At 50.1% G+C, this 22,541-nt stretch carries 21 protein-coding genes; 8 read left to right on the forward strand and 13 right to left on the reverse strand.

Annotation, left to right across the window (positions count from 1 at the left end; genetic code table 11):
- Window positions 1-76 precede the first annotated feature (76 nt).
- Window positions 77-1,081, reverse strand: a complete 1,005-nt coding sequence (locus tag O4H47_RS01550; protein WP_269392171.1) for a fumarylacetoacetate hydrolase family protein — start codon at window positions 1,079-1,081, stop codon at window positions 77-79.
- Between the two features lie 138 nt (window positions 1,082-1,219).
- Between O4H47_RS01550 and O4H47_RS01555 the strand changes: the two genes are divergently transcribed.
- Complete coding sequence (locus O4H47_RS01555; RefSeq protein WP_269392172.1) at window positions 1,220-2,302, forward strand: DUF2865 domain-containing protein; 1,083 nt, start codon at window positions 1,220-1,222, stop codon at window positions 2,300-2,302.
- On the opposite strand, the gene gltX is transcribed toward O4H47_RS01555, so the two are convergent.
- The 4 genes from gltX to O4H47_RS01575 form a co-directional block, all read right to left on the reverse strand.
- Window positions 2,247-3,578 (reverse strand): glutamate--tRNA ligase, encoded by a 1,332-nt coding sequence (gltX, locus tag O4H47_RS01560; protein ID WP_269392173.1) that lies wholly within the window; start codon window positions 3,576-3,578, stop codon window positions 2,247-2,249. The genes O4H47_RS01555 and gltX overlap by 56 nt on opposite strands.
- Window positions 3,579-3,582: 4 nt before the next feature.
- Window positions 3,583-5,247 (reverse strand): NAD+ synthase, encoded by a 1,665-nt coding sequence (locus O4H47_RS01565; protein WP_269392174.1) that lies wholly within the window; start codon window positions 5,245-5,247, stop codon window positions 3,583-3,585.
- Window positions 5,248-5,382: 135 nt separating this feature from the next.
- Complete coding sequence (locus O4H47_RS01570) at window positions 5,383-6,453, reverse strand: hypothetical protein (protein ID WP_269392175.1); 1,071 nt, start codon at window positions 6,451-6,453, stop codon at window positions 5,383-5,385.
- A 159-nt stretch (window positions 6,454-6,612) separates the two neighbouring features.
- Entirely contained in the window at window positions 6,613-7,992 is a 1,380-nt protein-coding gene (locus tag O4H47_RS01575; RefSeq protein ID WP_269392176.1) for a class II 3-deoxy-7-phosphoheptulonate synthase, read from the reverse strand.
- Between the two features lie 194 nt (window positions 7,993-8,186).
- Here O4H47_RS01575 and O4H47_RS01580 point away from each other — a divergent pair, with 194 nt between their 5' ends.
- A complete protein-coding gene (locus O4H47_RS01580) occupies window positions 8,187-8,918 on the forward strand; it encodes a VIT1/CCC1 transporter family protein (RefSeq protein ID WP_269392177.1) in 732 nt (243 codons plus the stop codon).
- Window positions 8,919-9,233: 315 nt separating this feature from the next.
- On the opposite strand, the gene gor is transcribed toward O4H47_RS01580, so the two are convergent.
- The 3 genes from gor to rpiA form a co-directional block, all read right to left on the reverse strand.
- Entirely contained in the window at window positions 9,234-10,619 is a 1,386-nt protein-coding gene (gene gor / locus O4H47_RS01585; RefSeq protein WP_269392178.1) for a glutathione-disulfide reductase, read from the reverse strand.
- A gap of 100 nt (window positions 10,620-10,719) precedes the next feature.
- The gene (locus tag O4H47_RS01590; RefSeq protein WP_269392179.1) at window positions 10,720-11,223 is read right to left on the reverse strand and encodes a DUF2059 domain-containing protein; all 504 of its coding nucleotides are present in this window, start codon (window positions 11,221-11,223) and stop codon (window positions 10,720-10,722) included.
- A 14-nt stretch (window positions 11,224-11,237) separates the two neighbouring features.
- Window positions 11,238-11,936, reverse strand: a complete 699-nt coding sequence (gene rpiA / locus O4H47_RS01595) for a ribose-5-phosphate isomerase RpiA (RefSeq protein WP_269392180.1) — start codon at window positions 11,934-11,936, stop codon at window positions 11,238-11,240.
- A gap of 209 nt (window positions 11,937-12,145) precedes the next feature.
- On the opposite strand from rpiA, the gene O4H47_RS01600 reads away from it, so the two are divergent.
- The gene (locus tag O4H47_RS01600; RefSeq protein ID WP_269392181.1) at window positions 12,146-12,739 is read left to right on the forward strand and encodes a L,D-transpeptidase; all 594 of its coding nucleotides are present in this window, start codon (window positions 12,146-12,148) and stop codon (window positions 12,737-12,739) included.
- Between the two features lie 103 nt (window positions 12,740-12,842).
- Window positions 12,843-13,856 carry a GTP 3',8-cyclase MoaA gene (gene moaA / locus O4H47_RS01605; protein WP_269392814.1) on the forward strand — a complete coding sequence of 338 codons (1,014 nt, stop codon included), beginning with the start codon at window positions 12,843-12,845 and terminating at the stop codon, window positions 13,854-13,856.
- A 4-nt stretch (window positions 13,857-13,860) separates the two neighbouring features.
- On the opposite strand, the gene O4H47_RS01610 is transcribed toward moaA, so the two are convergent.
- Together O4H47_RS01610 and O4H47_RS01615 are read right to left on the reverse strand one after the other, a co-directional pair.
- Complete coding sequence (locus O4H47_RS01610) at window positions 13,861-14,334, reverse strand: Lrp/AsnC family transcriptional regulator (protein WP_269392816.1); 474 nt, start codon at window positions 14,332-14,334, stop codon at window positions 13,861-13,863.
- A gap of 101 nt (window positions 14,335-14,435) precedes the next feature.
- The gene (locus tag O4H47_RS01615; protein ID WP_269392182.1) at window positions 14,436-14,873 is read right to left on the reverse strand and encodes a thermonuclease family protein; all 438 of its coding nucleotides are present in this window, start codon (window positions 14,871-14,873) and stop codon (window positions 14,436-14,438) included.
- A 221-nt stretch (window positions 14,874-15,094) separates the two neighbouring features.
- Here O4H47_RS01615 and O4H47_RS01620 point away from each other — a divergent pair, with 221 nt between their 5' ends.
- Window positions 15,095-16,609: a sensor histidine kinase gene (locus O4H47_RS01620; RefSeq protein WP_269392183.1), complete on the forward strand. Its 1,515-nt coding sequence runs from the start codon at window positions 15,095-15,097 to the stop codon at window positions 16,607-16,609.
- A gap of 6 nt (window positions 16,610-16,615) precedes the next feature.
- Here the strand turns inward: O4H47_RS01620 and cobT are convergent, their stop codons facing one another.
- On the reverse strand, window positions 16,616-17,647 hold the full coding sequence (cobT, locus tag O4H47_RS01625; protein ID WP_269392184.1) for a nicotinate-nucleotide--dimethylbenzimidazole phosphoribosyltransferase: 1,032 nt from the start codon (window positions 17,645-17,647) through the stop codon (window positions 16,616-16,618).
- Between the two features lie 64 nt (window positions 17,648-17,711).
- On the opposite strand from cobT, the gene O4H47_RS01630 reads away from it, so the two are divergent.
- Complete coding sequence (locus O4H47_RS01630) at window positions 17,712-18,560, forward strand: adenosylcobinamide-GDP ribazoletransferase (RefSeq protein WP_269392185.1); 849 nt, start codon at window positions 17,712-17,714, stop codon at window positions 18,558-18,560.
- 28 nt (window positions 18,561-18,588) lie between these two features.
- A complete protein-coding gene (locus O4H47_RS01635) occupies window positions 18,589-19,278 on the forward strand; it encodes a retropepsin-like aspartic protease family protein (protein ID WP_269392186.1) in 690 nt (229 codons plus the stop codon).
- Here the strand turns inward: O4H47_RS01635 and dusA are convergent.
- Complete coding sequence (gene dusA / locus O4H47_RS01640; RefSeq protein ID WP_269392187.1) at window positions 19,275-20,273, reverse strand: tRNA dihydrouridine(20/20a) synthase DusA; 999 nt, start codon at window positions 20,271-20,273, stop codon at window positions 19,275-19,277. The genes O4H47_RS01635 and dusA overlap by 4 nt on opposite strands.
- A gap of 109 nt (window positions 20,274-20,382) precedes the next feature.
- Here dusA and O4H47_RS01645 point away from each other — a divergent pair, with 109 nt between their 5' ends.
- Window positions 20,383-21,492 (forward strand): DUF4147 domain-containing protein, encoded by a 1,110-nt coding sequence (locus tag O4H47_RS01645; RefSeq protein ID WP_269392188.1) that lies wholly within the window; start codon window positions 20,383-20,385, stop codon window positions 21,490-21,492.
- 9 nt (window positions 21,493-21,501) lie between these two features.
- Here the strand turns inward: O4H47_RS01645 and O4H47_RS01650 are convergent, their stop codons facing one another.
- Entirely contained in the window at window positions 21,502-22,533 is a 1,032-nt protein-coding gene (locus tag O4H47_RS01650; RefSeq protein WP_269392189.1) for a LacI family DNA-binding transcriptional regulator, read from the reverse strand.
- Window positions 22,534-22,541 lie beyond the last annotated feature (8 nt).

The following is a 22,541-nucleotide window of genomic DNA, read 5'->3' on the forward strand; positions in this document are numbered from 1 at the left end:
TTGCCTCCAAATTAGTTTCATCTGTAACTATATGGATAAAATAGTTTCATTTGTTACTAATTGCAAGAAAAATTGCTTAGGCTTTAATTTGGATGATCTGTTTGATTTCACCTAGGGGTGTTGAGCCATCATCTGCGACGAAACGGATAGCCACTTCGTCCCCTTCTCTTAGGAAAGGCGTCACGGCCTTCTCGCTCTTTTGCTTTTCCGCTGTGCGGGCTTCAACAATACATGAAAAGCCGATGCCATCTGATCCAATCGGCAACACCTCATCATGGGTGTTGGCAACCGTGCCGGACCCAAGAATGGTCCCTGCCCCAAGATTGCGGGTGCGAGCTGCTTCTGAAATCAAGCGTGGAAAATCAAACAGCATATCCACTTCTGTTCGTGGCTGCCCCACCAAAACGCTATTGATGCGTGACTGCAATTTACCCGACAGCTTTTTGCCGTCCCAAGCCGCACCGAATTCGTCTGGCGTTGCGACAATGGGTCCAAAACTCGAAGACGGTTTTGCGTGAAAAAACCCGAAACCGCCCTGCAAATCGTCAGCCACCAAGCGGCGAAGCGAAACATCATTGCAAATGGTAATTAGGCGAATAGCAGAGGCAGCCGCTTCGGCGGTCGCACCCATTGCAACAGGCCCTAGAATAACGGCGAGTTCAGCTTCAAAATCCACCGCCAAATCATCAGCTGGCACCACAACATCGTCATGTGCGCCAAGAAGTGTATCGGAGCCGCCTTGATACATAATCGGACGATCATCCTGCAACTCTGCATCTTTGGAACCCGTTGCAGAACGCACGCGCTCAAGGTGGCTCATATAGGCGCTGGCATCGATCCATTGAAAGGCCCGTGGCAGCGGAGCCATCGCCATTGAAGCATCGAAGGGTTTTCCGGCGATGTGACCTGCATTCAGTTGATCACTAAGTGCTTGCAAGTCCGGTAATACCTGATCCCACTGATCTAAAGCAGATTGAAGCGTTAACGCGATGGCGCTGGCTTGGGTAAATCTGGTAAGATCTTGGGAAATGATGGCCAGTTGACCGTCAGGGGCGCCATTGCGCAAAGTTGCAAGCTTCATAATTTCTTCTCGATGCAGAATAATTGAGTTAAATTTAATACGGTTTTGAGAAGCTTGTGCCAAGTACATTAAATCATTGCCCTCAAAATGGCAGATTGATGAATTACCGGCAACAATTTGAACACTGTGAGTAGATTCGTGCAGCGCATTCTAGCAATTACCATTGCCCTGGTTATGAGTTTCGGCGGCGTCGAAACCGCATTTGCGCAGGCGGACAGCTGCAACTCGTTGCAACGTAAGATTCGCTCGTATGAACGCAACTCGGATTTTCGCGACGGGCAAGAAAATGATGCAAAAGCACGCGCGGCGCTTTCCGAAATCAAAAAATGGGAAAGTGAATTTGTACGCGGTGGCTGTCAAAAAGTCTTAAACGCTGGCGGACGCCTAAATAGCACGTGTCGCTCTATCGCCCGCAAGATACAACGCGAAAGAAAAGACTATTCAAATGCCGTCGCTCGGGTCAAAAAAGGCAGCCAAGTGGCCGCGGCCCGCGAAGCTGCGTTGCAGCAATATGCGCGATTTGGTTGTAGCAATCGCTCAAGCGGCTCAGTTAGCCGGACAGAGGCAAAACCAGAACGCAAAACGCTCTTTGAGCGCTTATTCGGCGGCGGTGATGACCGGATCAACGACGGTGATTTTTACGATTTCTCTGTGACCACCTATCGTTCCGTCTGCGCGAGAACTTGTGATGGCTACTATTGGCCCGTGAGTTTTTCAACCGTCAAAGACTATCTTTATCAGGATGCTGGTGTGTGCGAATCTCAAGCCGGCGTTGGCGAGGTTTCGCTATATTATTACAGCAATCGTGGGGGCACGCCTGACGACATGGTGAACTTAAATGGCCAACGGTATGCCGACAGTCCAAATGCGTTCAAATATCGTCGTGAATATGATGCGACCTGCAACGTCAAACAAACTGAAGTCTATGGGATCATCCAAGCCGCAGAAGGCGACGATTTTTCACGGGCGGTGATTTCATTTGGCGACATCAGTTTCCCGCTGCCACGGCGCGATCCACGCCAAACGCTAGAAATAAAAGTGGCTGTTGCAAACTATGTGCCTTTACCCCGACCCCGCCCAAATCGTGACGGCGAGAGTGCGAGTGTGGCAATTCCCCAGCAAACCAATGGCGACCATCGTGTGGTCACCATTGGTGAAAAACTGGTTAGGCTAGTCGGTCCTGACACGCCTTACGCCCCAGTAGCGGCAGCAGGGTCGTAAGTTCAGGGCCGTGTGATTGACCGGTCAATGCTAAACGCAGTGGCATAAACAGGCTTTTACCTTTACGCCCGGTTTCTGCTTTGAGTTGATTGGTCCATTCGCCCCACGTGTTTTCATCCCAAGGCTCGGCTGGCAATTGCTCGCGCGCCGCATCAATGAATTCACGATCTTCATCAGCAATCACTGATTTAACAGGCCCCTTAACAAGTTCGCTCCATTGCACAATATCGCCGAACTTTTCCAAATTCTCATGCACTGCGTTCCAAAGCGCTTCACCGTCTTCTAGGCCGAGCGCATTCAAACGATCTTTCACGTCATTATAGCTCAAGTGATGCACCATGCGCGCGTTGAATGTATCAAGTTCAGCTGGATCAAACCGCGCGGAGCTGCGTGACACTATTGAAACATCAAATGTTTGTGCCAGCTCTTCAAGTGAGGCATGTGGCGCAACAGGTTGGCTTGTCCCTGTTAGGATTGCAATTAATGCAACGGCTAGGGATTCATAACCTTCTTCACGAAGGTTGGTGATTGATAGAGAGCCTTTGCGCTTTGAAAAGCCCTCGCCTGTTGCGTCGGTTAGCAAATTGTGGTGTCCAAATGTGGGTGCTGTTGCGCCCAACGCTTCAAACAACTCAATTTGTGCGCCTGTATTGGTCACGTGATCTTCGCCACGGATGATGTGGGTCACACCCATTTCAATATCATCCACCACGGATGGCAATGTGTAGAGATAAGTACCGTCTTCGCGAATAAGCACCGGGTCAGACATGGTGTCTGTGTTTACTTTTTGATCGCCGCGCACCACATCATCAAAATGCACTTCCTTGCCCTCAAGCTTGAACCGCCAGTGTGGCTTGCGCCCCTCAGCTTCTAACTTGGCTCTGTCTTCATCGGTCAAATTCAGCGCAGCACGATCATAAATTGGCGGCTTGCCCATTGCGCGGGCACGGGCGCGACGACGGTTCAATTCATCGGCGGTTTCATAGCAAGGATAAAGCCGGCCAGCAGCGATCAGTTGATCGCGCGCCGCATCGTGAAAAGTTGTACGTTCAGATTGACGCTCTAAGCGGTTTGGTTTGATGCCCAGCCATGCGAGATCCTTTTCGATCGCGTCCGCATATTCCTTTTTGGAGCGCTCCAAATCCGTATCGTCAAAACGCAGGATAAATTGACCACCGGTTTTAAGCGCAAACATCCAGTTCATCAAAGCAGGTCGGGCATTGCCGAGGTGAATATAGCCAGTAGGCGAAGGCGCAAAGCGCACAACTGTGGTCATTGGTTTAGTTTCCTTGGTCACGATAACCGTTGGTGATTGGATATTTGCGGCCAAAACCAAACGCTTTTGCGGTTAGTTTTGGTCCTGGCGCTGATTGGCGTCGTTTGTATTCGGCGATATAGAGTAATTTTTGCACTTTGGCGACAATTTCTGCATCAAAGCCTTCGGCAATGATCTCTTCCATCGATTCTTCGCCCTCTACAAAACGCTGCAAGATAGCATCCAGCATTGGGTATGGCGGCAAACTGTCTTGATCCGTCTGGTCTTCGCGCAGTTCAGCACTTGGCGCTTTGGAAATGATCGCTTGCGGGATCACCTCACCTTTCGGCCCCCAGCAGTCTTGAGGCATATGGTTGTTGCGCCATTCTGCCAAATGATAGACCTGCATTTTATAGAGGTCTTTGATTGGGTTATAGCCGCCGTTCATGTCGCCATAAATGGTGGCATAACCAACCGCCATTTCAGACTTGTTGCCGGTGGTGATCAGCATGGAGCCAAGCTTGTTCGATACGCCCATCAAGTATGTGCCACGCATCCGCGATTGTAGGTTCTCTTCTGCTAACCCTGGCTCTAAACCGGCAAACAGCGGCGCGAGTGCACTTGTTGCAGCTTCCACCCCATCACCGATCGATACAATATCATATCGCACACCCAAGCGTTGTGCGCAGTCTTTGGCGTCTTTTAGGCTTTCCTCCGACGTGTAACGATAGGGCAACATGATACAATGCACATTGTCCGCACCCAATGCATCCACCGCCATCGCGGCAACAATGGCGCTATCGATGCCGCCAGAAAGGCCCAGCACAACAGATTTAAAGTGGTTCTTTTGAATATAGTCCCGCAGCCCCAACACGCAAGCGCGCCATGGTGCTTCATCCTCTGAAACCAAATTGGTGATTTGCGGTTCAGCGCAAACCCAAAGATCGTCCTCGCGCGCCCAATCACTCATGATGAGCTGCTCTTCAAAGCTTTTCGCTTGAAACGCCAACGAGCGATCCGCATTCAATCCAAATGACGCCCCATCAAACACCAGTTCATCTTGGCCGCCCACTTGATTGAGATAAAGCAGAGGTAGATCAGTTTCCACTACACGCTGCACGACCTCATTTACACGAACGTCTTGTTTGTTGCGCCAGTAAGGCGAACCATTAGGACACAAAAGCATTTCTGCGCCAGTTTCGGCCAAACATTCGCAAACTTCGGGCCACCAAATGTCTTCACAAATGGGCACACCGATGCGCACATCATGGATGTTGAAGGGCCCGGGAAGTGGACCTTGTTCAAAATAGCGTTTTTCGTAGAAAACATCGTCGTTTGGCAGTTCGTATTTGGCGCGCCAGTCAACGATTTTGCCATCCTTGGCCAAAAGAACAGCGTTGAATAGCTTGTCGCTTTCTCGCCAAACACATGGAATAAGCGCTGCGATATGCTCGCCTTTGGTCAACTCCGCCAGTTCGCAAGCGGTTTCCATCGCGTCAGCAACGAATTTTGGCTTAAACAGCAAATCCTCAGGGAAATAGCCGGTGATAAACAGTTCTGGATAAAGAATGATATCCGCGCCCGCATCAATAGCTTCAGCGAGTGCTCGCTTACCTTTTTCAAAATTTACTGAAAGCGCGCCAACGGTGGGGTTGAGCTGAGCAAGCGCAATGCGCAATTTATCGGTCACAAAGAACGTCCAAAACTGATCAAAATCGGGGGTAGATGTAGCGATTCAATAGGCGTTAAGCAAGGCGTGTGCAAAGACACAAAAAAACGCACCCAAATATTAGGTGCGTTTTTTGAGATAATTCGTTGTGCCGGACTAAAACTGCACTTTCAGCTCAGCCAGAACGCCATATCGCCAAAGCGAAAACGCGTCGATCCGCTCTGGCGTCAAATAGTATGTCCCACCCGTACTTGGGCCAATATCGTAAGTACCATCAGAATTACTGTCGACAGGGGCTGTAACATCCGCAAGGCCGTAAACAAGGTTGCCCTGCCCGCGAAGGTATGTTGCGCGCCCGCCAACACGAACTGCAACATTATCGGTGACGTTGTAGCCAACCATCACGTCAGCTGCACCACCCCATCCAGAACCATCAAATTTTGACTCGGTCGCTTTGTAGGTTGTGTAGCCACCACTGGTGATTGGTGCAAAACTATGCCCACCCAGGATTCCCGAAAGGGATGCATAAGGAATTGCAGCAACTTCCGCTGTCACATCAAAGCTTCCCGCCACAGCCTTAGTCGAAAGACCCAAACGCAACGCGTTGATGTTCAAAGTGTGATCAGCATGTTCAACTGGTACAAAAAAGCTACTGGTGCCCGTCGTCCAAGACAATGATGAATTGTCTTTAATCGGACGGTATTCGGCACCGCCAATTGTTGGCGCATCATTTAGATATTGATAGCCCACAAAGCCACCAAATGTAGCGCCAACATCATCGTTGCCAAGCTTTACCGGCATATAACCGAAATCAGCAACCGCATAAGCCATATTACCAAGCGTTGTTTGTCCGCTTGTTAGGCCATTGTCATAGCTAGCATCTAAATGAACTGAATATCCGCCATATACGTTTAGATAGGTATCAGTTGCCAAATCGTTCAGACGTAGAAAGACTTCGCCAAACTGCGTGGTGTCGTTGGTGCTACCGTTGGTCGCAGGGACGATTATTCCGGAATTGTTTAGGCCACTGGTTGAAATAGAGCTTCCACCACGCGAATAGTGGTAGCGCAAACCAGCTTCAAATTCCATCAGCGGATCGGTAGGCTCGTCCCAACTGTTGTAGCTGCCGCGCATATCTGCTGGATAATCCAAGTCTGCTGCAAGTGCGGTGCTTGCGCTCACCATTGCCGCAACACTTACCAAAATACCTAAACCAACATGCCGCATGGCCAACTCCAATTGCGTAAATCAAATCACTCCTGAGTATTTATGGTTGATTAAGGTTAAGGGGGCACTAAAACTGTCTTAACAAATTGATAATGCAACAAAAAACACCGCCCCCTTTTGAGGAGCGGTGCGAAATTCTTTTATTTGAGTTCTTGTGGCTTAGATAGCTGCCAAATTGCGTGGCCGCACGGGGCGCTGATGATCTTGCATTTCTTCAGCAACCAAAAATGCCAACTCAAGTGCTTGTGAAGCATTCAAGCGTGGGTCGCAATGGGTGTGGTAGCGGCTTTCAAGGTCCGCTTCTGTTACCGCTGAAGACCCACCAACGCATTCAGTAACGTCTGCGCCAGTCATTTCCACATGCACACCACCCGCGTAGGTGCCGAGTTGACGATGCACCTCAAAGAAGCTTTTCACTTCAGAAAGCACCAAATCAAATGGCCGTGTTTTATAGCCGGTAGACGCTTTGACCGTATTGCCGTGCATGGGGTCACATGACCAAACAACGGTGCGGCCTTCGCTTTTTACCAGTTCCACCAAACGTGGCAGTTCATCGTTGATTTTTTCTGCGCCAAAACGCGTAATCAATGTCAAACGGCCAGCTTCGTTTTCAGGATTAAGCTTGTCCAAAAGACGTTTTAAGTCGTCATTCGTAAGCGATGGGCCACATTTCAAGCCAATCGGGTTTTTGATGCCCGAGAAGAATTCTACGTGAGCCTCGTCAACGTCGCGTGTGCGATCGCCGATCCACAACATGTGGCCAGAAGTTGCATACCAATCGTTGGTGATTGAGTCGCGGCGCGTGAAGGCCTGCTCATATCCAAGCAATAGCGCTTCATGGCTGGTGTAAAACTTAGTTTCACGCAGTTGCTGTGTGTTTTCAGCGTTGATGCCGAGCGCACGCATGAAGTCAATTGCGTCGTCAATCTTCTTCGCTACCGCGTCATACTGATTGTATGAATTGGTGTCCTTAATGAACTCCATGGTCCATTCATGGGTGCGTTCTAGGTTGGCATAGCCACCGGACGCAAAAGCGCGGATTAAATTCAACGTTGCCGCTGACTGGCGATAAGCCATTGTCATGCGGTTGGGGTCTGGCACGCGTGAAGCTTCATCAAAATCGATGCCGTTGATAATGTCGCCGCGATAGCTTGGCAGGGTTACACCATCAATGGTTTCATTGTCTGCCGACCGGGGCTTGGCAAATTGACCAGCGACACGCCCGACTTTTACAACAGGTTTTGACCCGCCAGACGTTAGAACGACTGCCATTTGCAAAAAGACACGGAAGAAGTCTCGAATATGGTCCGCATGGTGCTCTGCAAAGCTCTCTGCGCAATCGCCGCCTTGAAGCAAGAATGCTTTACCATGGGCTACATCTGCCAATTGAGCTTTTAATCCGCGCGTTTCGCCTGCAAATACGAGGGGCGGAAATGATGAAAGGCGCTCTTCAACAGCTGCCAGTTCCGCCTTATCTGGATAAGCCGGAACCTGGCGGATGTCTTTCGATCTCCAGCTATCAGGTGTCCAGTTACTCATTGTTCTACTCGCTTTCACATCTAAATTGATTATTTAACCCGAAGGATTTAGCAAACTTTTGCCGCGCAAACTAGTAACGAATGGCAAAACTTGACCAATTTCATACTAAAAGCGACCTTCCACCACATTCTTATAAAGAATCGCCATGTTATTGTCTGACAAAGAGAAGTTTAGAGGAGCAATTTGGAACCAATATGCGTCAACTTGATCATAAGCACTCCAAAGAGGCCATTCACCAACGATTGAGCAATGGTCCAAAAATCTCCTACTTACGTGATTGGATATACGGCGGCATCGACGGGGCCGTAACAACTTTTGCGATTGTCGCTGGTGTGGTCGGCGCGGAATTATCTGCTGCAATCGTTTTAATTCTAGGTGTCGCGAATTTGCTCGCAGACGGCTTTTCCATGGCCGCGTCTAATTACTCTGGCACCAAAGCGGAAATCGACGATTACAAACGCGTACGTGCAGCCGAAATTCGTCACATCACGGACCACCCTGAAGGGGAGCGAGAAGAACTGCGTCAGATTTTTTCCGCCAAAGGGTTTGAAGGGGCTGAGCTAGACGAAATTGTGCATTTGGTCACAAACAACCAAGAAATGTGGATTGAAGTGATGTTGACTGAGGAATACGGCATTTCAGCTGTACAGCGATCACCCGCCAGAGCGGCATTCGCCACATTCATGGCCTTCATTATTTGTGGAGCGGTTCCACTTGTGCCCTACCTATTTGGCCTACCCGCAAGTGCCGTCCTTGCAGCTGTGATGACTGGCTTTGTGTTTTTAGCAATCGGCGCTGCCAAATCATTATGGTCTACAGCTACGTGGTATATGAGTGCCTTAGAAACATTTGCAATTGGCATGTTGGCCGCAGGGCTGGCTTATGCGGTGGGCGCATTGCTGAAAACGGCCTTTGGTGTCGCTTGATTGAGGAACTTGGGTCAACTTCGTTTTGAGCGCCGGGCATTGCATACAACACGCAACAGACCTTTCAGCCATCAAACCAAAGCTTACCCAAATCCAGGAGGTTGCCGCAAAGACAACCCTAGGCTCTGCATAGTGGGTGGACACCTTTTTGATGCGCAATCCAGTCCAACACATCCTTAAAAGGGCACTGGTCGGTGTTTGCGCACCAAAAGCAAAAGTTCAGTTCCTGTCCATTTACAAGGCAGCGCAGTTGAACCTGGCAAAAATTCAAAAGTTTGAACCGCGCATCCTTAAGTCGATTGACAAGACAATGCGCTAGCTCTGGCGCTCCCCGTTTTCAATGACATAGCTCGGCGCTTTTAAAGTCACCAGTTCTTCAGCGGCGGTTGGGTGCACGGCGATCGTTCGATCAAAGTCTGCCTTTGTCGCCCCCATCGAAACTGCAATGCCGACCATTTGGATCATTTCACCGGACGATGGGCCAACGATATGTACGCCCAACACTTCGTCAGTTTCGCCATCCGTGATCAGCTTAAACATCATTTTTTCGGGACGTGTGGTCAGTGTGTTTTGCATCGGGCGGAAAGTTGACACATAAACGTTGACCTTCGCGCGACTTGACGCCGCATCATGTTCCGTCAACCCAACAGTGCCGATTTCGGGCTCGGAAAACACAGCCGTTGGAATAAGCGAGTGGTCCACGGCCATTGGATTATTGTTGTAAACTGTTTCTACAAAAGCCGCCCCTTCCCGAATGGCGACAGGGGTAAGTGCAGCACGGTTTGTCACATCTCCAACGGCATAGATTGATGGACAACTGGTTTGAGAATAAGCGTCAACGTGGATGGCACGACCAGCGTTGAGTTTTACATCAGCTGTTTCAAGCCCCAAGCCTTCAATGTTTGGAACACGGCCAGTTGCAAACATCACTTCGCCGAAATCGACGACTTCTCCGGTTGAAAAACTAACGTCAATATTGCCCGAAGCACAGCGATCCATCCGCGTGATTTCACTCTCTAGCTTGATTGTAACGCCCCGCGCTTTCATCTGCTCCGCAACCATATCGCGTACGTCAGAATCAAAACCGCGCAATATTTGGTCGCCGCGATAGAGCAATGTTGTTTCAACACCCAGCCCGGCAAAAATGCCCGCGAATTCGACGGCAATATAGCCACCGCCATTGACCAATATTTTCTTAGGCAGCTGTTTGATATGGAAAGCCTCATTCGAGGTGATGCCCATTTCAGCGCCTGGGATATTGGGCACAAATGGACGTCCACCGGTCGCGACAAGAATTCGATCCGCTCTCAATTCTTGGTTGGCTTTGGCAAGCTTGACGCTTGTTGGGCCCGTAATGACACCACGGTCGCGAATGATCTCGACGTTTGCCCCACCCAAAATGTTTCCATAGATGCCTTCAAGCCGATCAATCTCTTTGTCTTTGTTGGCCAACAATGTGCCCCAATCAAACTTGGGCTCGCCAAAAGACCACCCAAAGCTCTGAGCGACTTCAAATTGTTCTGGATAGCGACTGGCCAAAACGAAAAGCTTCTTTGGCACACATCCTCGAATAACGCATGTGCCACCCAGCCGATATTCCTCGATGATCGCGACTTTTGCGCCGTAGGTTGAAGCCATTCGCGCGGCCCGAACACCACCAGAACCGGCACCGATGACAACAAGATCATAATGAGTGGACATGCGTTTCTCCAAATTTCATCTATGTTTGCGCCCGATTGACCACAAAAAAGCCCCGCATACAAGATGCGAGGCTTCACGAATTCGGGAACTGGGTTATCGACTAAATGTCGAAACCACGTTCTTTCAAAAGCGTGCGTAACTTAATCGCAATCTCGGTTTCCAAGTTGGATTTCCAAATCATGGCCGCCGATTCAATGTTTTTGCCGATGTCTTGGTTGTTCGCGAGGAGTTTTTGCCCAACGGCTGTCTCATAGAAAGCAATAATTTCGTTCAGCTCTTCAACTGAAAACCGCACAGCGTAAATACGAGCAAAACTATCGTGAAGCTCATTATTTCCATCAAAATAACTTGTGGCCACGTCTTTTGCCGCGGTTGCAATGGATGCCGCTATGGCTGGGTTTTGCTGAACCAAGAAATCCATGGATTTTTTTGATGTGTCCACGATGATCCGTTCATAAAGATGCCCGGTGTCTGTCATCGCGACATATTTTTTGGCCAGGGCCAGATGCTCTGGTCCTATTTCTTGCGCATGTGCGCTAAATGACAGCATTAATGCCGCGCCAGCAGCAATCGCCCAAGTCGACAGGTTTTTCAAACTAGTCATGAATTCCATCCTTATTAAACTGTTCCACCCAGCTCAACGACACCATCGGGGCTCGCTAAATAGGCAGCTGAACACATATCCAAGAAAAGTCCATGCTGGACAACTCCAGGCACATTCAGCAAAGCGTTTGACAATGCTTTTGCATCGGAAATAAGGCCAAATGATGCATCTAGAATAAAATGCCCGCCATCGGTTTCAAAAGCTTGTCCACCCTTTGTTTGGCGTAGTGCCAAGCCGCCTTGCGCTGCGAATTCATCCATGATGGTTTGGACAAGTTTTGTGGTTGCGCCTAACCCGAACTTGTTCACTTCTATCGGCAATGGAAACGCACCCAAATGATCTACCATTTTGCTTGTATCCGCGATCACGACCATTTTGGCGGAAGCGGCCGCGACAATTTTCTCGCGTAGCAATGCGCCACCACCACCTTTGATCAGGTATTTGTTGGCGTCGATTTCATCTGCGCCATCAACAGTAACGTCTAACGAGTCAATTTCATCCAATGTTGTAAGCGGGATGTTCAGTGAGCGCGCTTGCGCTGCTGTGACTTCTGAGGTTGGCACGCAAATGCATTCAAAACCGTTGGCGACTTCAGCGCCCAGATAGTCAACAAAGTGCTTTGCAGTAGATCCTGTTCCCAGGCCGATGCGCATGCCCGAACGGACCTCTTGCATTGCCGCTTTTGCCGCTTGCTTCTTCAGTTCGTCGCTCATCTCATTCTACCTTTGTCCAGCACTTGCAATTGGTTTTTGCGCCACATAACAAGTCAGACGACACAATCACAATGTTTTTATGTTGTTTATTACAAAAAATTGGAACAATGGAAATTGCGCAAACGATGTATTAACCATAATATCCCATTGCTGGAATATATGTTGGCATGACGCTCGTGCGGTGAGCGCTGGAGCTTGAGGAATTTGAGATGAGACTATTAAAACTAGGAACGGCAGTCCTGATGTCGATCATGATGCTGTCCATGATAACGACAACAGCACAGGCCAAGCGCGTGTACGACCATGTTACAAAGGAATGGTACGATACTGACGATGTGACGCGCGGCGCACGCGGTGGCTCCAAAGTTAAGCGACAAGAAGTTGCTTATGAAACAAAGCTTGCTAAGGGCACCATCATCGTTGAAACGTCCGAACGTCGCCTTTACCTCGTTCTAGGCAACGGTCGCGCAATGAAGTACGGCGTGGGCGTGGGCCGTGATGGGTTCCGTTGGTCTGGCACGCATCGGATTACACGCAAAGCGGAATGGCCAGGTTGGACACCACCACCTGCTATGCGCAAACGGGTTCCTGGCTTGCCAGCCTATATGCCTGGCGGCCCAAAGAACCCGCTCGGCGCACGCGCTCTTTATATTGGAAGCACAATTTATCGACTTCACGGCACTTCAGAGCCTTGGACAATTGGTCAGGCTGTATCATCGGGCTGCATCCGATTGACCAACAATGATATTGTTGACTTGTACAATCGGGCAAAAGTGGGAGCGCGCGTTATCGTTCGCCACTAGCCAATACTCATCACCAAGAATTGAAGGCCGTCGCTTTTAAAGTGCGCGGCCTTTTTTTATGAGCCGATTGCCAAGCGACGTTCCACTGCATAAACTTATTCACATGAAAACAAACGAAACCACCGGACGCCCGCTCATTGATAGGTTTGGGCGACATGTTGAGTATTTGCGCATCTCAGTGACTGATCGCTGTGACTTTCGATGCACGTACTGCATGTCCGAAAACATGAGTTTTTTGCCAAAAAGTCAGATACTTAGCCTTGAAGAAATAGAGACTATCGCTTTAGCGTTCATCTCGCGGGGGGTCAAAAAGCTAAGGTTGACCGGTGGAGAGCCTTTGGTGCGCCGGGGCATCATGAAACTTGTCGAGCGGCTGGGCAACCAATTGGGCGCGGGCCTTGAAGAATTGACGCTGACCACTAACGGCAGTCAGCTGCGCCGACATGCACAAGCATTGTTTCAACATGGGGTCCGGCGAATCAATGTTTCGCTCGATACCCGCGATACGGCAAAATTCGCTGCCATCACGCGATGGGGGAAACTCTCTCAGGTACTTGATGGCATTGATGCAGCGCTTGAAGCTGGCTTGCACGTTAAGATCAACATGGTGGCGCTGCGCGGTGAGAATGACCACGAAATAGTGCCAATGATGGAATGGGCACATCAAAAGGGCATGGACTTGACGCTAATCGAAACCATGCCGATGGGTTTGGTCGATATTGAACGGGCGGATCAATATTTGCCGCTAACTGAGGTACAGGAAAAACTGTCTCAGCAATTCACTTTAACGCAAGATCCGCACACAACGGGCGGGCCAGCACGCTATTTGCGCATTGCTGAAACCGGCGGAAGACTTGGGCTGATCACCCCCCTCACCCACAATTTTTGCGAAGGGTGTAACCGTGTGCGCATGACCGCCACCGGTGATTTATATTTGTGTTTGGGGCAAGACGACAAAGTGAGTTTGCGCGATCCATTGCGCGAAGGTGGCGTTGATGCGCTCAATTCGCTTTTTGATCACGCCATGGACATAAAGCCCAAAGGCCATGACTTTGAAATTGACCGACAAAAGCCGCAGCGCAACGTGAAGCGACACATGTCGGTTACAGGTGGATGACCATTTAGTCGTTTTTGTCTTCGACAAACTCCAACGGCAACGCCGTGGTATATTTGATTTGCTCCATTGCAAATGATGAACTGACGTCGCTCATAGACATTTGCGCAATCAGTTTTTGATAAAAGCGATCATAATGGGCAATGTCGGGCACAACAACGCGCAACACATAGTCCACATCGCCACTCATGCGATAAAACTCAACAACTTCTTCGTGGGCTTCAACCACTGCTGCAAATTCTTTGAGCCATTTGTCGTGATGCTGGTTTGTGCGCACAGAAACAAACACTGTGACCCCGGCGTTTACTTTGGCAGGATCTAGAATGGCCACCCGGCGTTTGATGACCCCGTCTTCTTCCATCTTTTGAATACGGCGCCAACAAGGGGTTGTTGAAAGACCGACCTTTTTGCCGATTTCCGCCACTGGTGTCGTTGAGTCTTTTTGCAACAAGGCTAATATTTTGCGGTCAATCTTATCCAACACACCATTACTCCGGTTAGCAATTTTTCCTATTATGCTGGGATAACGTACGCTCTTTTAGCATGAACTTCAACATATTGAGTGAAGATGGGAATAGAATTTTACAATCCGAGCCATTCCAGTATCCAACCAAACGCGCTGACCCCTGAGCGGTCAGTGTCTGATTTACGCCGCCAGTCTTTGGGCCGCTCAAACTCACCCTGCCAAATGCCCAGCCGATTATTACGCGCAATTGCTTCATCAAAAGCATAATCGCCAAAGCTGACGGCCCATCCATTTGTGACCATCCATTTTCCGATGTCTTTTCCGTCGACTTTGCAAACTGCCAACAGCCGACGATATTTGTCTTTGCCTTGGCTTGCGCAGTCGACCAGTCGTCCGTTAATTTGTGCTGTTAATGAATTTTTTGCATCCAAACCACACAGCCATTCTTTTCCGTTCACCCTACAAGGTTGGTCGAGTTCTGGCGCATCAATGCCAATAACTCTGATCTTTTGGCCCTCGATTTGCAGACTATCCCCATCAATAACACGCGCCAAGCCTCTGACTTCTCTTGTATTCTTCTGGTCGGCGACGACAACCATCCATATCAACGCCCCGCCAAATAAGAGCGCCATGGTCATCTTGGCAAAAAATTGCAGAATTTTGTAAAAACGTTGCAACCAAACTGATCCGTAACGAGAGATTAACCAACATTGGCTAGTCTTTTGATAACAGAGAATTGCGCTAAGCGCCGGACAATTTGTGAGTATTGCGTTTCATGTCCACAATATCAGCACGAGATCAGGCAGGTTCTGCCCGTTTGGGGGCGTCGCGTTCGCGTCACCGTACGGTTAGCGATGCGCGCCAACGACTGACCTCTAGTTCTGGCACCAAAGCATCCTATGATTTTGAGTTACTGAGCGAATATGCGAACACCCGCAATTCGGGTGCCTGGGGCATGCCGGTTTTGGTGATCGCGCTTTCGTTGTTGGCGCTCATCTGGGTGGAGCCACTGGTGGTGGCCATTTGGGCTGGCGCGGTGGTGTTGACCCATTTTGGTGTTGTTTTAACTTGTCGTCATTTTTTGAATTCAGAAAAGAGCGAGTTTGAGGCAAAACGGCATACAACCACTTTTATCATTATTGAAGCCTTCTATGGCCTCGCTTGGGCCAGCCTCGCCATTTTTCCCATTATGAATCAGAGCCAAGATGTTCTGGTCATTGAATGGGCGATATTGATGGTGGGTATTGCTGCAAATGCGATTTCTAGCCGAGCAATCCCGTCTGCGACCTTTGCAAACTCCCTACCCGCCATTCTGGCTGTGGGTGCGACATTGGTCCTTTCCGGTGGTATCCTAAGTTATGCATTGGCGGTTTTGGCCATTGGTGGCGGCATTTTCTTCAACTATCTGGCGCGCACTCTGCACAGCTCTGCCTTAAAGACTATCGAACACAGAGCGGAAAAAGACTCTCTGATTTTTGAACTTGAAGAAGCCAAGTTGATGTCGGACGAAGCGCGACGCGACGCAGAACAAGCCAATATCGCCAAGTCACGGTTTTTGGCGACCATGAGCCACGAATTGCGCACCCCCTTGAATGCCATCATCGGCTTTTCAGAGGTCATGAAGTCTGAATTGTTGGGACCAATGGAAAACCCGCAATATAAAGACTATGCGGGCGACATTCATGCATCGGGCGAACATTTGCTCAACCTCATCAACGAGTTGCTAGATCTTTCGCGTATTGAAGCGGGCAAATACGATTTGAACGAAGAAGCAATTTCGCTGGTCGATATCGGTGAAGACTGTCGCCGGATGTTGGAAATTCGTGCCCGCGCAAAAAGCGTCGAATTGGTAGCCGAATTTGATTATGACATGCCCAAACTTTGGGGCGACGAGCGCGCCATTCGCCAAGTTTGCTTGAACCTGTTGTCAAATGCCATCAAGTTTACACCTGAAAGTGGACGCATCATCTTTAAAATTGGTGCTGGCGAAGATGGCACACAAATTATGTCTGTGCGCGACAATGGCCCAGGCATCCCTGAAAATGAAATCGCGACCGTATTGTCTTCATTCGGTCAAGGATCATTGGCCGCAAAAACCGCAGAACAAGGCGCGGGCCTTGGTCTTCCAATCGTTCAAAAAATCATGGAATTGCATCAAGGACGTTTCGATTTATTCTCGAAACTACGCTTTGGAACCGAAGCCATCGCAAGCTTCCCGAAATCTCGGGTATTGAATGCGATGGCCCCGGTGGTCAAAAAGACCAAACTTGAAATCTACAAAAAAGCGTAAGCCAGTTTAGCTTGCAGATTTGCCCGCAACGGCGGCTTCTTCAAAAGTCGCCATGTTGTTGTGAACGTGCAAGGCGGTTTTAACTACTGAAGCGGCAATGGCTGCACCAGATCCTTCACCCAAACGCATGCCCAAATCAAACATTGGTTTTTTGCCCATTTTGGCAAGGACGTCACCATGCGCCGCTTCAGCTGATTGATGCGCGAAAATGCAATGGTCAAGAGCCATAGGGTTCGCCGCATATACAACGGCTGCAGCGGCAGTTGCCACATAACCATCTATAATCACTGGGATTTTGTTATGTCGCGCCGCTATGATGGCGCCCACCATGGCAGCGATTTCGCGCCCACCAAAACGTGCCAGCGCATCAAACGGCGTATTGAGATGTTCCTTATGCAATTCCAAGCCGCGATCGACGGCGGATGCTTTGCGCGCTAGGCCCTCATCATCCACGCCGGTGCCGCGCCCTACCCATTCGTCACCTGTTCCACCAAACAGTGCTGCATAGATTGCTGCAGCGGACGTCGTATTGCCGATCCCCATTTCACCAATACACAATAGATCAGGTTTGCCGGCAATTGCTTCCATGCCGTATGCCACCGTCGCGGCACAGGTTTTATCGTCCATTGCTGCTTCTTGGGTAAAGTCGCCCGTGGGCAGTTCAAGCGCCAATTCAAACACGCGCAAGTTCAACTCGTGCAGGGCACACATTTGAGAAATCGCTGCGCCACCATTGGTAAAATTGGCCACCATTTGAATGGTCACTTCAGGTGGAAATGCGGAAACACCTTGTTTGGTTACGCCATGATTACCCGCAAAAATGGCAACCATTGGGTTGTTCAGCGTGGGCTGGCCACTTTCCTGCCAACGGGCCAAATGCTCAACCATTTTTTCCAATTCACCTAGAGAACCTGCTGGTTTTGTCAATTGTGCGTCTCGCGCACGCACTTCATCCACAGCTTGTTCGCTGCCCAAAGGAAGAAGTGCCAACAATTCTTCAAAATCGGCAAAAGGACTTTTTTCTGATGGTTGGGACATGCTATCGACTCTTAGCTCTAGTTAATGGGGTCGCTCTTCTTACCCCACCCATGAGGAAATGCAATTGACCAAAAGCCCTAAAGTGTCTGCACCCGAACCCAGAAACGACAATCGCGGCGATGGATCACAAGACCAGGCGAAAACCAATGTGGTGGATGCAATTCTGTTGGGCTTGCGGTTTTATTCTCGTTTGCCGACCGGAGAAACGGGCCATGATCGATTTGATTTTGCGGCCATGGTGCGACCATTGGCGTTCCCCAGTTTGGTCATTGGCGCTGGCCCCGCGTTTGCGTTGTTGTTTTTGACAGTGTTTGGCATGCCCCCGCTCTTTGCAGCAACCATAGCGCTCGGATTGTGGGCTGTGATTACTGGCGCCATGGCCGAAGACGCCTTCGCCGACGCGATGGATGGTCTTTTTGGTGGCCAGACGGTGGCGCGTAAACTGGAGATCATGCATGACAGCCGCCATGGCACTTATGGCACTTTGGGCATTGTTATTCCTTTTGCGCTGAGGGTGTTTTGCCTTGGCGCATTGGCAGCTGCCGCACCGCTTGCCGCCGCGGCAATTTGGCTTGGCTCCACGGTGCTCGCGCGCTCCGGTGCGACTTGGATTGCCCATCAATTGCCCCCTGCCCGTGCCGACGGCATTTCAGCACAAGCGGGCAGTTTGCCGGCCCGATCATGCTATTTTGGCATAGGACTGGCGGTATTTGTTTCATTCTTTTTGATGGTGCCGCTTGGCGGGCTGGGGCGATGGATCGTTGGGATCGCATTTGCAACCATTGCTTTGATCTTGTGGCGACAATTGTTGGTCAAAATAATTGGCGGCCAAACAGGCGATACCATCGGTGCAGCCCAGTTAATACTTGAAATTGCCATATTGTCTTCCTTTATGTTTGGTATGGGGCAATAACCGCGCAATCCGCGCTACCAAGGAGACGATGATGCTTTTCATCGGCATGGCCCTGATTGTTTCAGTGGCGCTGGCACTTTTGATTTCCGCAGATGTTGGGGCCATGATTGGGCTCGGGCAAGACCAGTTTGGTCAATTGGTCATTCTTGTGGCTGTGTTGGTGCTGGTTGCCGGCGGCAGCTTTGGCCGACGCATACGTTTCAACGAAATGCTCTCTGGTGCCATCTTATGGGTTGGCATATTTGCGCTGGCGATATTTGGTTATAGTTTTCGCACCGAACTCGAGCAATATGGCTCCCGGTTTTTGTCCGAACTGAACCCGGGTTCCGCCTATGTCAGCGAATCGGGCGACGTCGTGCGCTTTCGCCGTTCGATGGGCGGATCATATCTGGTTGCTGGTGACGTGAATGGCAGCAAGGTAAAGTTTATTTTTGACACCGGGGCAACATCGGTTGTTTTGACCTTTGAAGATGCTAAACGTGCGGGAATCGATATTGAGCGGCTGCGCTATAATGTGCCCGTTAGCACCGCCAATGGAGAGGCAAAAGCGGCCTTTGCGACCCTAAATCGCATTACAGTTGGCAATATCGAACGCAACAATATCCCAGCCTTTGTTGCACAAGATGGTTTGCTGGACACAAGTTTATTGGGCATGAGCTTTTTAGAAACGCTCACGACTTACACGGTTTCAGGCGACGCTCTTGAATTGCGTGACTAGCTGGCTTTTGCCAATGCCACCCCGGCAATCAAAATTTCAAATGCCTCAGCAATCAATGCGGGGCTGGCACCCGGTTTTACGGCCTCAACAGTGAGCAATTGGCGATAGCGGCGCGCGCCGGGTTTGCCAAAACCAAGGCCCAACATGTGGCGCACAATTTGATTCAATTTTGCGCCCTTAGTCATTTGAATTTCAGCATAATTCATCATCACTTCACAAAGTGATTCAAGCGAAATTGACGCGGTCTCGTCATTGAAAAACTGCTCATCCACATCGCGCAACAGCCCTGGGTTATGGTAAGCGGCGCGGCCAAGCATAACCCCGTCCACATGCTGCAAATGGGTGTGACATGCCTTTAGTGTTTCAATGCCGCCATTGATCATTAGTGGCAAATCGCCCACATGCTTTTTGAGGCGATAAACCCGGTCATAATCAAGCGGAGGCACCTCGCGGTTCTCTTTTGGCGAAAGGCCTTTTAGCCACGCTTTGCGGGCATGCACATAAAGAGCGTCAACTTCCGCCTCGAGCATGTGGTCAACGAAAATGCGCAAGTCATCTTCGCTGTCTTGATCATCGATTCCGATGCGGCATTTAACCGTTACGGGACGATCTGTTGCGTCGCGCATGGCGCGCACACAGTCCGCAACAAGCTCTGGCTCAGCCATCAGACACGCGCCAAACTTGCCAGATTGTACGCGGTCAGAAGGACAGCCAACATTGAGGTTGATCTCGTCGTAATTGAACTTTGTGCAAAGGATAGTTGCGGCAGCTAATTCCTTTGGATCAGACCCACCAAGTTGCACAGCTATTGGGTGTTCAACATTGTCATCATAGTTGAGCAACCAGTCTGCGCCGCCCCTGATCAAGGCCGCACTGGTGACCATTTCGGTAAACAGCAATGTTTGGCGCGACAGCTGACGATGGAAAAACCGGCAGTGGCGGTCTGTCCAATCCATCATTGGGGCAACTGAAAATGTCCTTGCTTTGGGGTCCAAAACTTTTACCTTGGCGTTTAGTGATCACAATTGTGCCGGGTTATAGAATGAATGCGCTGCAAATGCAGCAGTTTTTTGACCACGTTGCTTGTCGCCCGGGGGGCAACTTATGCTCAAGAGCTTGTTTGAAGCTGGAATCAATGCGGTTTTTGGGGAAAACACCGTGCAAGACGCACTTTTGCGCCTTCCCTTAGCATCCCCAGTGCATGTCTTGGCGATCGGCAAAGCTGCAGCTTCAATGATGCAGGGCACTGTTCGTGCCAACATAGAATTCGAAACTGCACTTCTGATTACAAAGAACGGGCACGTGGACCGATCAAAATTTGCACCAGACATTGAGATTATGGAAGCGGCGCACCCGCTGCCCGATCAATCCTCACTTGAGGCGGGGGCCAGGCTTTTGCAATGGATCAAAGCGCTCCCACAAAACTCTACCCTTCTGTTTCTTGTTTCCGGTGGCGCGTCATCATTGGTAGAAGTCCTTGTTCCCACGGCCACGGTTGATCAGCTGGTGTCGCTCAACAAAAAAGCGATGGCCCAAGGGCTCGAGATTGGTGAAATCAACAAGCAGCGCAGCGCCATTTCTGCCATTAAGGGCGGCAAATTGCTTTCGCACTTTGGTGGCCGGCAGGTCTGCACTCTTTACATTTCAGATGTTAGAAACGACGCCATTCAAACCGTTGGCTCAGGCATCGGGGCAAGCCCGCTCGCGGCCAACTTTGTGTATGAGTGCCATGTTGTTGGCTCCAACGCACTTGCGCGTGACAAAATCGTTCTGGCTGCACAAGACCAAAATATTCATGTTGTGGAAAATGAAGGGCTTTTGTTCGACGATGTGACCGCCTTGGCCCCAATGTTGGCCCGACGGGTCTTAGAGGGCCCAGCCGGTCTATATGTCTGGGGTGGCGAAAGCACAGTGCAATTGCCGCAAGTGCCCGGGGTTGGTGGGCGCAATCAAAGTCTAGGTTTGCTGTTCGCAAAGGAAATCGCGGGACAATCGGGCATAAATGGGCTGTTTACGGGCACCGACGGTACCGATGGACCCACGCCTTTCGCAGGTGCGCTTGTAAACGGATCAACTTTTTTTGCGCAGCCCGGCGCACAAACAGCCTTGGACACAGCGGACAGCAGCACATATTTAAAGAAATGCGGCGCGATATTCGAAACGGGGCCAACGGGCACAAATGTGATGGACTTAGCTTTGGTGTTTAAAGATTAGTTCAGCGTCTCATTTTGTCAAAACGTCTGCGCTGCGTTCAATAAGATCAGGCACAAACAGTTTTTGCAGTTTTTCAGGGGCCTCTCCGTCGAGCAACCGCAGCATAAACCGACCAAGCATTTCGCTGGGCTTTGAAATGGGCAAATAGCATGTAGTGATTGGGGGCGTGAAATATTGCGACACTTTGAGATCGTCGGTTGCGATCACCACTGCGTCTTTGCCGTGTACTAGTCCGCGCACATGAAAGCCAGAAAGCACCCCGAGAGCAGTTGCTTCGTTTGCGCAAATATAGGCCGTTGGCGGCTCGTCCAGCGTCGACATTTCAAACAATTGCTCCCGCCCAAATGCCGCCGTTAAACGACCATTGGCCATCAACGCAGGGTCTAATGGTAAGCCAGCGCGCTCTAATGCTTTTTTGTAGGCGTTCATACGTTCTTGGGCGTACATCAACTCAGCGTTAGCATCGAGCATGGCCAGGCGTTTGTGACCTTTGGCGATCAAACGATCCACACAGATTGCAATTATTCGGCTGTTGTCTGTATCCACGAAGGCATGCGGCTGCGACACGGCGCTTGTTCCATAACTCACAAATGGAAAATCTTGGGCTTGCATATATTTGATGCGTTCATCTTGGGGTCGCGTGCCCGAAATGATAATGCCATCCGCTTTGCGGTTGACCACAATGCGTTTGATGGTTTCCAAGCTCTCTTGAAAACTACCCACTTGATATTGCACAACACGATAAGGCGAATGCTCAATGGCATGGTTTAGGCCGCTGATCAGATGGGTATATCCCACGCCGCCCCATTCATCATCTTGAGGCGACGCGATGATGGTGACCATGGCGATTTGATATGTTTTACCTGTGCGCAGTTGCACGCCGCTGATGTTGAGTTCAAACCCAAGCTTTTTTGCAACATCAAGAATTTTGTCTCGTGTGACGGGACGCACTTGGTCAGAGCCATTCAAGGCTTTTGAAACGGTTGCCGTCGACAGGCCAGTTTCTTTGGCGATGGTCTTAATGGTTGGCCGAGGCGACATATCAACTC

The organism is Maritalea porphyrae, from assembly GCF_027213965.1.
GTDB lineage: Bacteria > Pseudomonadota > Alphaproteobacteria > Rhizobiales > Devosiaceae > Maritalea > Maritalea porphyrae_A.

Excerpts from the sequence above, each read along its gene's own strand:
- O4H47_RS01550 (WP_269392171.1), bottom strand. The coding sequence starts at position 1,081 with ATGAAGCTTGCAACTTTGCGCAATGGCGCCCCTGACGGTCAACTGGCC.
- gltX (WP_269392173.1), bottom strand. The coding sequence starts at position 3,578 with ATGACCACAGTTGTGCGCTTTGCGCCTTCGCCTACTGGCTATATTCAC.
- O4H47_RS01570 (WP_269392175.1), bottom strand. The coding sequence starts at position 6,453 with ATGCGGCATGTTGGTTTAGGTATTTTGGTAAGTGTTGCGGCAATGGTG.
- O4H47_RS01575 (WP_269392176.1), bottom strand. The coding sequence starts at position 7,992 with ATGAGTAACTGGACACCTGATAGCTGGAGATCGAAAGACATCCGCCAG.
- O4H47_RS01580 (WP_269392177.1), top strand. The coding sequence starts at position 8,187 with ATGCGTCAACTTGATCATAAGCACTCCAAAGAGGCCATTCACCAACGA.
- gor (WP_269392178.1), bottom strand. The coding sequence starts at position 10,619 with ATGTCCACTCATTATGATCTTGTTGTCATCGGTGCCGGTTCTGGTGGT.
- O4H47_RS01590 (WP_269392179.1), bottom strand. The coding sequence starts at position 11,223 with ATGACTAGTTTGAAAAACCTGTCGACTTGGGCGATTGCTGCTGGCGCG.
- rpiA (WP_269392180.1), bottom strand. The coding sequence starts at position 11,936 with ATGAGCGACGAACTGAAGAAGCAAGCGGCAAAAGCGGCAATGCAAGAG.
- O4H47_RS01600 (WP_269392181.1), top strand. The coding sequence starts at position 12,146 with ATGAGACTATTAAAACTAGGAACGGCAGTCCTGATGTCGATCATGATG.
- moaA (WP_269392814.1), top strand. The coding sequence starts at position 12,843 with ATGAAAACAAACGAAACCACCGGACGCCCGCTCATTGATAGGTTTGGG.
- O4H47_RS01620 (WP_269392183.1), top strand. The coding sequence starts at position 15,095 with ATGTCCACAATATCAGCACGAGATCAGGCAGGTTCTGCCCGTTTGGGG.
- cobT (WP_269392184.1), bottom strand. The coding sequence starts at position 17,647 with ATGTCCCAACCATCAGAAAAAAGTCCTTTTGCCGATTTTGAAGAATTG.
- O4H47_RS01635 (WP_269392186.1), top strand. The coding sequence starts at position 18,589 with ATGATGCTTTTCATCGGCATGGCCCTGATTGTTTCAGTGGCGCTGGCA.
- O4H47_RS01645 (WP_269392188.1), top strand. The coding sequence starts at position 20,383 with ATGCTCAAGAGCTTGTTTGAAGCTGGAATCAATGCGGTTTTTGGGGAA.
- O4H47_RS01650 (WP_269392189.1), bottom strand. The coding sequence starts at position 22,533 with ATGTCGCCTCGGCCAACCATTAAGACCATCGCCAAAGAAACTGGCCTG.